At 72.3% G+C, this 12,376-nt stretch carries 15 protein-coding genes; 8 read left to right on the top strand and 7 right to left on the bottom strand.

What is annotated here, in order from left to right:
* Positions 1-38 precede the first annotated feature (38 nt).
* The gene (locus tag NV263_RS13455; protein WP_263253467.1) at positions 39-506 is read left to right on the top strand and encodes a MarR family winged helix-turn-helix transcriptional regulator; all 468 of its coding nucleotides are present in this window, start codon (positions 39-41) and stop codon (positions 504-506) included.
* A 30-nt stretch (positions 507-536) separates the two neighbouring features.
* On the opposite strand, the gene NV263_RS13460 is transcribed toward NV263_RS13455, so the two are convergent.
* Positions 537-956, bottom strand: coding sequence for a MarR family winged helix-turn-helix transcriptional regulator (locus NV263_RS13460; protein WP_263253469.1), 420 nt, complete (start codon positions 954-956; stop codon positions 537-539).
* A complete protein-coding gene (locus NV263_RS13465; protein WP_263253470.1) occupies positions 953-2,422 on the bottom strand; it encodes a DHA2 family efflux MFS transporter permease subunit in 1,470 nt (489 codons plus the stop codon). Before NV263_RS13465 ends, NV263_RS13460 begins: the two co-directional genes overlap by 4 nt.
* Positions 2,423-2,502: 80 nt before the next feature.
* On the opposite strand from NV263_RS13465, the gene NV263_RS13470 reads away from it, so the two are divergent.
* Complete coding sequence (locus tag NV263_RS13470) at positions 2,503-3,150, top strand: class I SAM-dependent methyltransferase (RefSeq protein WP_263253472.1); 648 nt, start codon at positions 2,503-2,505, stop codon at positions 3,148-3,150.
* Between the two features lie 34 nt (positions 3,151-3,184).
* The gene (locus NV263_RS13475) at positions 3,185-3,580 is read left to right on the top strand and encodes an LLM class flavin-dependent oxidoreductase (RefSeq protein WP_263253473.1); all 396 of its coding nucleotides are present in this window, start codon (positions 3,185-3,187) and stop codon (positions 3,578-3,580) included.
* A gap of 44 nt (positions 3,581-3,624) precedes the next feature.
* On the opposite strand, the gene NV263_RS13480 is transcribed toward NV263_RS13475, so the two are convergent.
* A complete protein-coding gene (locus NV263_RS13480; protein WP_263253474.1) occupies positions 3,625-4,335 on the bottom strand; it encodes a Clp protease N-terminal domain-containing protein in 711 nt (236 codons plus the stop codon).
* 76 nt (positions 4,336-4,411) lie between these two features.
* Here NV263_RS13480 and NV263_RS13485 point away from each other — a divergent pair, with 76 nt between their 5' ends.
* The 4 genes from NV263_RS13485 to NV263_RS13500 all read left to right on the top strand — a co-directional run bounded on the left by NV263_RS13485 (position 4,412) and on the right by NV263_RS13500 (position 7,605).
* Positions 4,412-5,155, top strand: coding sequence for a lipoate--protein ligase family protein (locus tag NV263_RS13485; protein WP_263253475.1), 744 nt, complete (start codon positions 4,412-4,414; stop codon positions 5,153-5,155).
* A 115-nt stretch (positions 5,156-5,270) separates the two neighbouring features.
* The gene (locus NV263_RS13490; RefSeq protein ID WP_263253477.1) at positions 5,271-5,627 is read left to right on the top strand and encodes a PepSY domain-containing protein; all 357 of its coding nucleotides are present in this window, start codon (positions 5,271-5,273) and stop codon (positions 5,625-5,627) included.
* A 63-nt stretch (positions 5,628-5,690) separates the two neighbouring features.
* Entirely contained in the window at positions 5,691-6,413 is a 723-nt protein-coding gene (locus NV263_RS13495) for a class I SAM-dependent methyltransferase (protein ID WP_263253479.1), read from the top strand.
* 241 nt (positions 6,414-6,654) lie between these two features.
* On the top strand, positions 6,655-7,605 hold the full coding sequence (locus NV263_RS13500; protein WP_263253481.1) for an iron-siderophore ABC transporter substrate-binding protein: 951 nt from the start codon (positions 6,655-6,657) through the stop codon (positions 7,603-7,605).
* On the opposite strand, the gene NV263_RS13505 is transcribed toward NV263_RS13500, so the two are convergent.
* Both NV263_RS13505 and NV263_RS13510 read right to left on the bottom strand, forming a co-directional pair.
* Positions 7,606-7,908, bottom strand: coding sequence for a hypothetical protein (locus NV263_RS13505; RefSeq protein ID WP_263253482.1), 303 nt, complete (start codon positions 7,906-7,908; stop codon positions 7,606-7,608).
* Positions 7,905-8,327: a phage holin family protein gene (locus NV263_RS13510; RefSeq protein ID WP_263253484.1), complete on the bottom strand. Its 423-nt coding sequence runs from the start codon at positions 8,325-8,327 to the stop codon at positions 7,905-7,907. Before NV263_RS13510 ends, NV263_RS13505 begins: the two co-directional genes overlap by 4 nt.
* 200 nt (positions 8,328-8,527) lie before the next feature.
* Between NV263_RS13510 and NV263_RS13515 the strand changes: the two genes are divergently transcribed.
* A complete protein-coding gene (locus NV263_RS13515) occupies positions 8,528-10,246 on the top strand; it encodes an MFS transporter (protein ID WP_263253486.1) in 1,719 nt (572 codons plus the stop codon).
* Between the two features lie 89 nt (positions 10,247-10,335).
* On the opposite strand, the gene NV263_RS13520 is transcribed toward NV263_RS13515, so the two are convergent.
* A complete protein-coding gene (locus NV263_RS13520; RefSeq protein WP_263253488.1) occupies positions 10,336-11,508 on the bottom strand; it encodes a macrolide family glycosyltransferase in 1,173 nt (390 codons plus the stop codon).
* A gap of 30 nt (positions 11,509-11,538) precedes the next feature.
* The gene (locus tag NV263_RS13525) at positions 11,539-12,372 is read right to left on the bottom strand and encodes an ABC transporter permease (RefSeq protein ID WP_263253489.1); all 834 of its coding nucleotides are present in this window, start codon (positions 12,370-12,372) and stop codon (positions 11,539-11,541) included.
* Positions 12,373-12,376: the final 4 nt, after the last annotated feature.

Consider the following 12,376-nt stretch of genomic DNA (forward strand, 5'->3'; position numbering starts at 1 on the left):
ATCCAATAGCAAGCTATGTTTTTGGTTAGACTTCCGCCGTGCCCGATGACCGACCGACGACCGGTGCGCCGACCGCCGACGAGGTGGAGCGGTTCGCGGCCGCGTGCAACGCGGTGTACGCGGCGATGCGCCGCAACCGGGGCAGGACCGAGGACGACGCGACCGTGACCGAGTCGCAGGCGGCGCTGCTCGAACCGCTCGCGCGCGGCCCGATGTCGGTCGGGGAGCTGGCCTGCCACGCCGGGCTGGCCCAGCCGACCGTCACGCGGACCCTGAAAACCCTGGAACGAGCGGAGATCGTGGTGCGCGCCCGCCGCGCCGGCGACGAGCGCACGGTCCAGGTCGAACTGACCCCGCACGGCCGCGAGGTGCTGCGCAACACCCGCGAGCGGCTGCGCGCCCTGCAGTCGGCCGCCCTCGGGTGCTTCCCGGCCGATCAGCGCGATCACGTCACCGCGGTGCTCGTCGACCTCGCCCGGGCGATCCGGGACACGAGCCCGCGCTGACCGCCGGTGGGCGTCGTCGAGGGCGCGCGCTCAGTCCGGGTCGGCCGACAGGGCGGTGAGGATCCGGTCGAGCTCGGCGAGGTCGTCGGCGCCCAGTTCCCGCAGCGGCGCGGGCGGCTCGTTGAGGATGCGCTCCGCTTCGCGCGCGGCCGCCAGGCCGGCGGCGGTGGCGGTGACCTTCTTGCAGCGCCGGTCGTGCGGTTCCGAGGTCCGCTCGACGAGCCCCCGGCGTTCGAGGTCGCCGACGACGACCGTGGTGTAGGGCCGGTCGGTCATCAGCGCCTCGGTGAGCTCACCCATCGTCATCGTCTGCCGCGCGACCCGGCGCAGCGCCTTGACGCGGATGAAGCTCATCCCCAGCTCCCGGCACACCTGCTTGCGGCGGTCGTGCTCGTCGAGCACCAGGGAGCGCATCCGCCGCCAGATCCGGGCCCGCGGTTCCTCGGTCATGACGCACCCACCGGGAGCTTCTCGTCGTCGAACTGCGCGGCGACCCGTTCCGCCGTGCCCCGGGCCCAGCGGCCGGTGGTCAGCGCGCCCAGGCAGAGCACGGCCAGTCCGCACCCGGCGATGATCCACCAGCCGATCCGGGCGGCCGGGGCGAACCCGATCACCAGCGGCCCAGCGATGTGCGCGGTGACCGCCGAGCCGATGACCGCCACGCCGAGCGAGGCGCCGACCTGCCTGCTGGTCGAGGCCACCGCCGCGGCGACCCCGGCCTGCGTGCGCGGCATCCCGGACACCGCGGTGTTGGTGATCGGCGCGTTGAGCATCCCGAACCCGGCGCCGAAGACGAGGTAACCGACCAGCAGCAGGACCACCGGCGTGCTCGCGGTGATCCCGCTGAGCAGCGCCCCGCTGGCGACGAGTCCCGCACCGGCGGTCAGCAGCGGCAGCCGCGCGCCGCGCCCGCCGACGATGCGGCCCGACAGCGGTGCGCACACCGCGGTCATCAGCGCCATCGGGAGCGTGAGCAGCCCGGCGTCCAGCGGGGACAGCTGCCGGACCTCCTGCAGGTACAGCGAGTTCAGGAACAGGAACCCGGAGAGCGCGGCGAAACCGCACACCGCGATCACCGTCGCCCCGGAGAACGGCGCGCTGGCGAAGAACCGCGGGTCCAGCAGCGGCTCCTCCCGCCGCCGTTCGTAGCCGACCAACCCGACCAGTGCGGCGGCGGCGACCAGGAAGCAGGTCACGATGCGCGGCGACCCCCACCCGGCCGCCGGGCCCTCGATGATCCCGAACGTCAGGCAGCCGAGCAGCAGCATCATCAGCACCTGGCCGACGGGGTCGACGCGGCGGGCTCGGGGCGCCCGGGACTCGGGCACGAACAGCGCGGTGAGCACCACGGCGGCCGCCCCGATGGGGACGTTGATGAAGAAGATCGACCGCCATCCGGCCGCGTCCACCAGCGCGCCGCCGACCACCGGGCCGAGCGCCATGCTCAGGCCGACGACGCCGCCCCAGATGCCGATCGCCCGCGCCCGCTCCCGGGCGTCGGTGAAGGTGTTGGTGATGATCGACATCGCGACCGGGTTGAGCATCGACCCGCCGATGGCCTGCACCATCCGGAAGGCGATCAGCGCCCCCGTGTTCGGCGCCAACCCGCACAGCAGCGAGCCGAGGCCGAACAGCACCAGTCCGGTCTGGAACACCCGCCGCCGCCCGAGCCGGTCGGCGGTCGACCCGGCGAGCATGAGCAGGCTCGCGAGCACCAGCGTGTAGGCGTCGATGGTCCACTGGAGCCCGGACATCGGCGCGTGCAGCTCCCGCTGGATCGACGGGAGGGCGAGGTTCACGATCGTGTTGTCGAGCCCGACGATGAACAGGCTCATGCAGCAGATCGCCAGCACCAACCACTTGCGGCGGACTTCGGTACCCGGCACAACGGAACCCCCGAACAGGTCGTTGCTCATACGAACGGTTGTAACTGTATAACTAATTCGGGGGTATGTGTACTCTCGGTGATCGGCGCCACCCCGGGCAGGAGACGAGCATGACGGACCGCACCGCGGACCTCGCGGCCGAGCAGCGCGGCCACTGGCAGCGCACCTACCGCGACCACCCGGACATGTACGGGACGGGGCCGTCGGACCCGGCCCGCTACGCCGCGTCGCGCTTCCCCGCCGGGGCCCGCGTGGTCGACCTGGGCGCCGGGCACGGCCGCGACTCCCTGTTCTTCGCCCGGCGGGGATTCGCCGTGACCGCCCTGGACTTCAGCGCCGAGGGCCTCGACCAGCTCCGGCGGCACGCCGCCGCCGAGGGCCTGGACGTGACCGCGCTCGCGCACGACGTGCGCGACCCGCTACCGCTGGCCGACGGCAGCGCCGACGCCGTCTACGCCCACATGCTGCTGTGCATGGCGCTGACCACCGCGCAGCTGCACGCCCTCGTCGCCGAGATCCGCCGCGTGCTCGTCCCGGGCGGCGTGTTCGTCTACACGGTGCGGCACACCGGCGACGCCCACTACGGCGTCGGCACCGCCCACGGCGACGACATCTACGAAACCGGCGGGTTCGCGGTGCACTTCTTCGACCGGCCGCTGGTCGACGACCTGGCGGCGGACTGGACCCTGGAGGAGGTTCTCGCCTTCGAGGAGGGCGAGCTGCCGAGTCGCCTGTGGCGCGTCACGCAGGTGCGTTGAACCGCAGCGGTGGGTCGTCGGGAGGAGCCGGAGCATGTCGGACCGGGTGCGCCTGTCCGTATTGGACACTTCGCCCATCGTGCAGGGCGCCACGGCCCGCCAGGCCCTGCACAACACCCTCGATCTCGCGCGGCTGGCCGACGAGCTTGGCTTCCACCGGTACTGGGTGCCCGAGCACCACGGCATGTCCGGGGTGGCCAGTGCCGCTCCGGCGGTGCTGGTGGCCCGGATCGCCGCTGAGCGCCTGTCTTTGAACCTGATTCCGGAAGGGGCGCCGCTTGCCACGCCCCGCCAGGGCCAAGTTCCAAGACAGGCACTCATGGTGCGGACCCTGGTCCACGGCCACGCCGACCGGCGGCGCTCCTGCGAACTGCTCAGCGAGCTCGACCTGCCGGTCCGGGAAGCACGTCGGCCCGACTTCCCGCGGTAGTCCGCCGGTTCCGCTCGGAACCGGCGGACCCGCGTCCACTGTGGTCACTGCTGGTCGCGTTCGGCGAGCACCGCGGCCAGGGCCGCGGTGATCTCCGATTCGGCGGAGGCCTTGTCGATGCCGAGTCCGGAGAGCACGCCGTCGCCGTCCTCCAGTTCCAGCAGGGCGAGCAGGATGTGCTCGGTGCCGATGTAGTTGTGCCCGAGGCGCAGGGCCTCGCGGAAGGTCAGTTCCAGCGCCTTCTTCGCGCGGTTGTCGAACGGGATGAGCTCGCCGACCTCGTCGGCGGCCGGGGGCAGGGCGGCGGTCGCGGCCTCCCGGACCGCCTCCGGCGTCACGCCCCGGGCCGCGAGGGCGCGGGCCGCGAGGCCCTCCGGTTCGCGGAGCAGCCCCAGCACGAGGTGCTCCGCTCCGATGTGGTCGTTGCGCGCCGCCCGCGCCTCGCCCTGCGCGGCCACGACAACGTTCCTGGCGCGCGGGGTGAACCGGTGGAAGCCCTCCTCGGGGTTGAGCTCCTTGGGCAGGAACCGCTTCTGGGCGGCCTGCTTGGTGACGCCCATGCTCCGGCCGATGTCGGTCCAGGAGGCTCCGGAGCGGCGGGCCTGGTCCACGAAGTGGCCGATGAGGTGGTCGGCCACCTCGCCGAGGTGTTCGGCGGCCAGCACCGCGTCGGACAGCTGTCGCAGCACGTCGGGGTGGGACTTCTTGATCGCCTCGATGAGGTCGTCGAGGCGGACTCGCGTCGGATCGGTCATGGCGTCAACGTTAGGTTGACGCAGCCGATCCGTCAACCTCTGGTTGACGACCTCGTGGGCTCGGTAGGGTCGCCCCGTGCAACTGTTTCGGGAGGCGCTGGGCGGAGATCCGGCGTTGGACGTGGCCGCGGCGAACGCGATGGTCCGGCGGGTCGGCAAGGGCGAGTCGGGGGCGGCGGTGCGGGTGTACCGGCCGCGCGGGCGCGTGGTGGCGTTCGGGCGGCGCGACGCGCTGCGGCCCGGCTTCGCCGCCGCGGCCGGCGCCGCGCGGGACGCCGGGTTCACGCCGGTCCTGCGGGCGCCCGGCGGGCTGGCCGTGGCCTACACCGAGCGGTCCCTGGTGGTCGACCACGTCAGCCCGGATCCGGGACGGCTGTCCGGAATGGACGAGCGATTCCGCGAGTACGGCGAGCTGTGGGCGGAGGTGCTGCGCGGGCTGGGTGTGGACGCGCGGGTCGGGGCGGTGCCGGGGGAGTACTGCCCGGGTGCCTACAGCGTCAACGCGCGCGGCACCGTGAAGCTCGTCGGCACGGCGCAGCGGGTGATCCGCGGCGCGTGGTTGTTCAGCGCGGTGGCGATCTTCGACGACGCCGAGGTGCTGCGGCCGCTGCTCGCCGAGGTGTACCACCACCTGGAGCGCCCGTTCGACACCGCGTCGGTCGGGGCGATCCGCGACGAGGCGGCGGGGCTGTCCCTCGACGTCGTCGAGCACGCCGTGCTGGCGGCCTACGACGAGCGGTTCGGGCTCGCGCCGGGGTGCCTCGACGACCGGACGAGGACCGCGGCCGAGGAGTTGCTGGCCGACCACCGCGTCGCTTGACGTCCACTGTGGATGATCGTGGATGAGGACGCGTTCATCCGATCTTCATCTCCGTCCCATGGGCCGGTCCCAGACTGGGTTCGACCGAGTTCCACGTGCGGGAAGGAGAAATGCCGTGCGGTCGAAGTGGATCGTGATCGCCGGTGCGGTGCTGGCGGGTGCCGTGCTCACCGGTTGCGGGAACGGCTCGGGTGCGCCGAGTTCCGGTGGGCGCGGTCCGGCGATCCCGGAGCCTCGGCCCGGGCTGTCCGGCGGTTCAGCCGGGCAGCGGCCGGAAGTGGGGCCGGAGCAGGCGGGCCGGATCGCCACCGACCGGTTCGGCGGCCAGGTGATCAACGTCGAACCCGACCACGCCCGGGGCGCCCCGTCCTGGGAGGTCGAGGTGCGCGACAGCTCCCAGGGGCGCATCGAGGTCGACGTCTCCCGGGGCACCGGCGAGATCGTCGAGCTGGAGCGCGACTCGGGCGATTGACAGAGCTCCGGCGGTGGGACCAAGATTTCACTGTCAGTTGAATTTCGGTCGAGGAGAGGGCACATGGCGCAGAACGGTCCCGCATTCGCTCCTGAGGACATCGACTTCGACGCCTTCTACCGCGGTGAACCGCCGATGGCCGGGTCGCAGCTGACCTTCGAACGGGTTCCCTGGGACATCGGCGAGGCCCAGCCGGAGATCGTGCGCCTGGTGGAGCAGGGCGAGGTCCGCGACGAGGTGCTCGACGCCGGCTGCGGCCTGGGGGACAACGCCCTGCTGCTCGCCGCGCGGGGCCACCGGGTGGTGGGCGTGGACGGCTCGCCCACCGCGATCCGCGAGGCCGAGCGGCGCGCCGCCGACAAGGGCCTGTCCGTCGAGTTCGTCGTCGACGACGTGACCCGCCTGGACGGGCTCGACCAGCGGTTCAGCACGGTGCTCGACAGCGCGCTCTACCACTGCCTGGGCGCGGCGCAGCGAGCTGCCTACGCGGCCGCGCTGCACCGGGTCACCAAGCCGGGCGCGCAGCTGCACCTGTTCTGCTTCCGCGCGGACGAGTTGGGCGCGGCCCCCACGCCGGGGCCGGTCGACGAGCAGGACCTGCGCAACAACCTCGGCGGGCACTGGAAGATCCTCGACCTCGCGCGCACCCACTACACGACCATCTTCAGCCGCGAGGAATTCGCCCGGCTGCAACCGGAGATCGCCGACCGCGTCGACGCGCTGGAGGTCGACGAACGCGGCCGGGTGCGCGCCCCGGTGTGGCACCTGCACGCCGAACGGGCGTGAGCTTTGAACTCGTTTTGGGTGGCGGTGCCGGTTGCGAGACCGCGCACCGAAAGAGAAAGCGGCTGGCGCCGCTTGCCACGCCCCTTCCGGGAGCAGGTTCGAAGACAGGCTCTGAGGACCGATTCGTTCCGAGGGCGGCGCAATGGATCCACTGTGGACTGTTTGGAGGGGTGGGCGTTGATCCGCGGTCGTGCGGGTGGATAGCCTGCTGACGCCCGTTGATCAACGCCTGGGGGTTCGGATGCGCTGGTCCGCTTTCCTGCTCGTGCTCGCGCTGGCCTCCGGGTGCGCGGGGCGGACCGGCGCTCCCGCGCCCGACGGCGACTTCCACACCGCGGTGACCCACCACCTCGGCGTGACGCGACTGGATCGCGCACCGCTGCGGGTGGTCACCCTCGGCCCGGCCGATCTGGACGCCGCGCTGGCGCTGGGGGTGCGTCCGGTCGGGGTGGGGCTGCCGCTGTCCGACCAGCTGCCGTCCTGGCAACGCCGTCCGGGCTGGCACCCGGAAACGCTGCGCCCCGGCGACGACGGGTACTCCGTCGAGGCGATCGCCGCGCTGCACCCGGACCTGATCCTGGCGGGCAGCGACTTCTACGTCGACCGCGAGTACGACCGGCTGTCGCGCATCGCGCCCACCACGGCGTTCGACACCGCGCCGGACGAGGACCAGTGGCAGACCACCACGCGGCAGGTCGGCCGGATCCTCGGACGGCCGGGTGCGGCCGAAGAACTCGTCCAGCGGACCGAGCAGCGGCTGCGGGACACCGCGGCCGCGCACCCGCAGCTGGTCGGCAAGCGCGTCGCCGTCACCCTCGCGCACGGTCCGGGAACGCTCGGCGTGGTGCGCTCGCCGCGGGACGTCTCGGTGCGCACGCTCGGCGAACTGGGCGTGCGCCTGGACCCCGGCGTCGCCCGGCTGCCCGGGTCCGGGTTCTCCGCGCAGCTCGGGATGGAGGGCCTCGGCGTGGTCGACACCGACCTGCTGGTGACCTCCTACTCCTCGCCCGCGCTGCAATCGGGGCTGGAGTCCTCGCCGGTCTTCCGGAACCTGGGCGTGGTGCGCCGCGGTTCCTACGTGCCCTGCACCGGCGAGCCGTGGGTGGCGCTGCGCGAACCGGGCGTGCTGTCCATCCCGTACCTGGTCGACGCGTTCGTGCCGCGGCTCGCCGACGCCGCCGCACGCGCCTGATCAGCAGCGGTGCGAGCGGTGGCGGGTGGCCAGGTAGGCGCACACCGCGGCGAGCGCGACGACGCCGACCGCGCTCAGCGCCGCCGGTCGGGTGCCCAGTCGCCGGACCTGCGAGGCGGTGCGAGCGAGGCCGTGGCGGCACCGGTCGGTGCCGCGCCGGACGGCCTGCCGGGACCGGCGCGGGAGGTCGGCGCGGTGCCCGAGCTCGGCCAGCACGCGCTTGGTGTCCTCGCGCGCCAGTTCCCGCTCCGCGTCCAGCCGCGCGGGTGACTCGCGGCCGTGCCGGGCCTGCTGCGCGTTCATCGCCGGACCGCCTGCCGCAGGTCGTCGAGATCCTCCCGGAGGGCCCGCAGCGCTCGTTCCGGTACCGGTGAGCCCATGCGACGCACCCGGGACCGCCCCACGAGCGCCGCCAGGCCGGCGACCGCCAGCAGCACCACCGCGACGATCAGCGCCGCCAGCCACGCCGGGAGCACCAGCGCGAGCGCGAGCACGACGGTGGCCACCAGCGTGGCGCCGCCCAGGAATCCGAGCACCGCGGCCGCTCCGAACAGGGCGCCGCCGACGCCCGCCTGCCTGCCCTTGTCCCGCAGCTCCAGCTTCGCCAGCCGGATCTCGGCGCTCGCCAGGCGGCCCAGCCGTTCGCCCAGCTCGCCGACCAGTTGCACGGTGGACCGGGTGGACAGGTCCTCATCGCTGACGGGTTCGACTCGGATCGCCATCTTCGACTCCCGGGTTGCCTTGCTGTCACACGAGTTACCCGGCGGAAGGCCGCACCACTCGTGAACGGGTGTTCGCCGCGGGCGCGTCCGGAGCCGACGCCGACCACCGGCGCCGGTCGCCCGCAATCGGTTGTACCGGGCAACTACCGGGTCTACCGTTAGCTGCGCGTAGTAATGACCTCGGGTGGCGCGGGGAAGTGATGGCTGTGGGGTCACCGAGCGGGCGCTACAAGTGGATCGCGCTGTCGAACACCACCCTGGGCGTGCTGATGGTGACGATCAACATGTCGATCCTGATCATCGCGCTGCCCGACATCTTCCGCGGGATCCGGATCAACCCGCTCGACCCGGGCAACACGGGACTGCTGCTGTGGTTGATCCTGAGCTACCTGGTCGTCACGGCCGTCCTGGTGGTGACCTTCGGGCGCCTGGGCGACATGGTCGGCCGGGTGCGCATGTACAACGCGGGATTCGCGGTGTTCACCGCATTCTCCGTGCTGCTGTCGGTGACCTGGATGCACGGCACGGCGGGCGCGCTGTGGCTGATCGCGATGCGGGTGCTGCAGGGCGTCGGCGGCGCGATGCTGATGGCGAACTCCAGCGCGATCCTCACCGACGCCTTCCCGGTGCACCAGCGCGGTCTGGCGCTGGGGCTCAACCAGGTCGCCGGGATCGCCGGGTCGTTCCTGGGCCTGGTCATCGGCGGGCTGCTGGCACCGCTGGAATGGCACCTGGTGTTCCTGGTGTCGGTGCCGGTCGGGGTGTTCGGCACGTTCTGGGCCTACCGCAAGCTGCGCGACATCGGCACCACCGAGCACGCCGGACCGGACTGGTGGGGCAACATCACCTTCGCCGTCGGACTGGTCGCGGTGCTGGTGGGCATCACCTACGGCATCCAGCCCTACGCCGGCCACCCGATGGGCTGGACGAACCCGTGGGTGCTGGCGACGCTGGGCTTCGGAGTGCTGGTGCTGGCGGTGTTCTGCGTGGTGGAGACCCGGGTCGCCGAGCCGATGTTCGAGCTGTCGCTGTTGGGCATCCGCGCCTTCTGGGCGGGCAACCTCGCCAACCTGCTGGCCGGCATGGGACGCGGCGGCCTGATGTTCCTGCTCATCATCTGGTTGCAGGGCATCTGGTTGCCCCGGCACGGCTTCACCTTCGAGTCCACCCCGCTGTGGGCGGGCATCTACATGCTGCCGATGACGCTGGGCTTCCTCGTCGCCGGGCCGGTGTCCGGCTGGTTGTCCGACCGCTTCGGCGCGCGGCCGTTCGCCACCGGCGGCATGGTCGTGGCCGCCGCGAGCTTCGTGCTGCTCGCGATGCTGCCGGTGGACTTCTCCTACCCGGCCTTCGCCGGGGTGCTGCTGCTCAACGGCATCGGCATGGGACTGTTCGCCTCGCCGAACCGCGCGGGCATCATGAACAGCCTGCCGCCGCACCGGCGCGGCGTGGGCGCGGGCATGACCACGACCTTCCAGAACGCGTCGATGGTGCTGTCCATCGGTGTGTTCTTCAGCCTGATGATCACCGGCCTGGCCCGGTCGCTGCCGCAGGCGATGGCCGGTGGCCTGCTCGCCCAGGGCGTTCCGGTGGACGCGGCCACGCGGGTCGCCGGGCTGCCGCCGGTGGCGGTGCTGTTCGCCTCGCTGCTCGGGTACAACCCGATCGAATCGCTCGTCGGCCCCGGCGTCCTCGCCCACCTGCCGCCGGACCACGCCGCCTACCTGACCGGCCGGTCGTTCTTCCCGTCCCTGGTGTCCGGCCCGTTCTCCCAGGGACTCGCGGTCGCCTTCGGCTTCGCCGTGGCGGCCTGCCTCGTCGCCGCCGTCGCCTCCTGGCTGCGCGGCGGCAAGTACGTGCACACCGCACCGGCACCGCCGCGGACCAGCGCGGAACCGGCCGACACGCACCGGCCGTGACGCGCGGGGACCGGACCCGCGCCCGCCCCGCACGGCCCGGCTTCCGGACCTGGACCGGCAGCTGCCGAGCCGTGCGGGCCGCGCTCCGGTCAGGCCAGGTGCGCCTCGATCGCGTCGGCGGCGCGGGCAGGGGCGTCGGCGGCGCGGAGGGTGGCGCTCATCCGCGCGACGTTGGCGCGGATGTGGGGATCGGCGTGGACCTCCTCCACGGTCTTGCGCAGCAGGTCCGGGGACAGGCTGGCCGGATCGAGGTGGCGGCCGAGGCCCAGGCCGTCCACCTGCCGCGCGTTGGCCGCCTGCTCCGGCTGTTGCGGCACCGCGACCAGCGGCACGCCCAGCGACAGCGACTCCATGGTGGAGTTCATGCCGGTGTGCGACAGGAACACGTCGGCGTGCCGGAGCACCGCGGGCTGCGGGAAGAACGGCCGGATCTCGACGTTCGCCGGGACCGCGCCGAGCCCGTCCACGTCGATGTGCTTGCCCACGGCCATCGCGACGTGCCAGTCGGTGTCGCCGAAGGCGTCCAGGCACATCCGGAAGAACTCGGGCCGGTAGTTGAACGCGGTGCCCAGCGACACGAACAGCAGGCGCCCGTCAGCGGGCGGCCGCCAGTCGCCGGCGTCCTCGCGTTCGCCCAGCGAGGGTCCGACGAAGTGGAAGCGCTCGTCGAAGGTGTCCCCGGCGAACTGGAACTCCCGCGGGATGAACACGATGTTGAGCTCGTCCGGCGGGGTGGACATCGGGTCGAACCGCTCCACGCCCGCCTCCGCGGCCAGATCCGCGGTCTGCTCCCACATCGCCTCCAGCACGCGCCGGAACTCCGGCGGGAAACCCGAACCGGAGGACATGAGCTCCTCCCGCAGCGAGAACCCCTCGTGGGAGGCGTAGCTCGGGAACAGCGCGACACCCGGCACCCCGAACCGGCGCACCGCGATGCGCGCGGACAGCGTCATGGCGTCGTAGCACAGCGCGTCCGGCGGGTCGTGCCGCAGCACCCGGTCCAGTTCGGCGAGGCCGTCCCGGATCATCCGCTCGAATTCCGTCATGCGCCGTCGCATCGACTCGGGTTCGAACCTCATCGGCGTTTTCGGCATCTCGCCGGGCACCGGCAGCACGGTCGCACCGGTCGGCTCGACGACGGAGCGGAACTCCTCGTGGACGGCGTAGCTGACGCGGTGCCCGCGTCGGACGAGTTCGCGCACCAGCGGCAGGGTCGGGTTGACGTGGCCGTGGGCGGGAACGCTGGTGAACAGAAGATGCACGGTATCCCCCTGGATATGTCTACAGTGGAGTCACAGCGGGCGGCGGAAACCGCGGACCGCGAACGTGATGCCGACGACGCACAGCAGTGCGCTGGTGCCCACCGCGGCCAGCGGCCCGGTGCCCACCGGCAGGGCCAGCGACAGGTTGCGGGAGGCGTCGACGGCGTAGGTGAGCGGGTTGATCGTGGCGATCACCTGCAACCAGCCCGGCATCGCGTTGATCGGGACGAAGGCGCTGGAGCCGAACATCAGCGGGAACATCGCGAAGAAGCCCACGGTCTGCATGACCTCCTCCTTGCGCACCCAGACCGCGATCGCCATGAAGATCCACGCCAGCGCCCAGCTCACCAGCAGCGCCAGCGCCAGCGCGCTGAGCACGCCGGGCAGCCCGCCCGCGGGCGAGAACCCGAACACCGCGCTGGCGACCACCAGCAGGACCACCAGCTGCACGGCCGTGCGGACCAGGTCGGACAGGCTGCGCGCCAGCAGCACCGAGCTCAGCCGGATCGGCAGCGAGCGGAACCGCGCGAGCACGCCGTTCTTCATGTCGGTGATCAGGCCGACGCCGGAGGACATCCCGGCACCGATCCCGGTGGTCACCAGGATCGCGGGCATCAGGTAGTTGATGTAGCTGCCGCCGCCCACGCTGCCCGCCATCGCCCGCCCGAACACCTGGCTGAACAGCACCAGCATGATCAGCGGTTGCAGCAGGCTGAAGACGATGAGCCGGGGATCGGCGAGCAGGGCGCGCAGCGACCGGCCGGTCAGCACCCGCACCTGGGTGGCGTACCCGGCGCCTCGCCAGCGCCTGGCGGGACGGGGGTGGTCGTCGGTGGTCGGTCGTTCGGAAAGCGTGCTGGTCATCGGA

This window comes from Saccharopolyspora rosea (assembly GCF_025643595.1).
In the GTDB taxonomy this organism is placed as follows: Bacteria; Actinomycetota; Actinomycetes; order Mycobacteriales; family Pseudonocardiaceae; genus Saccharopolyspora; species Saccharopolyspora rosea.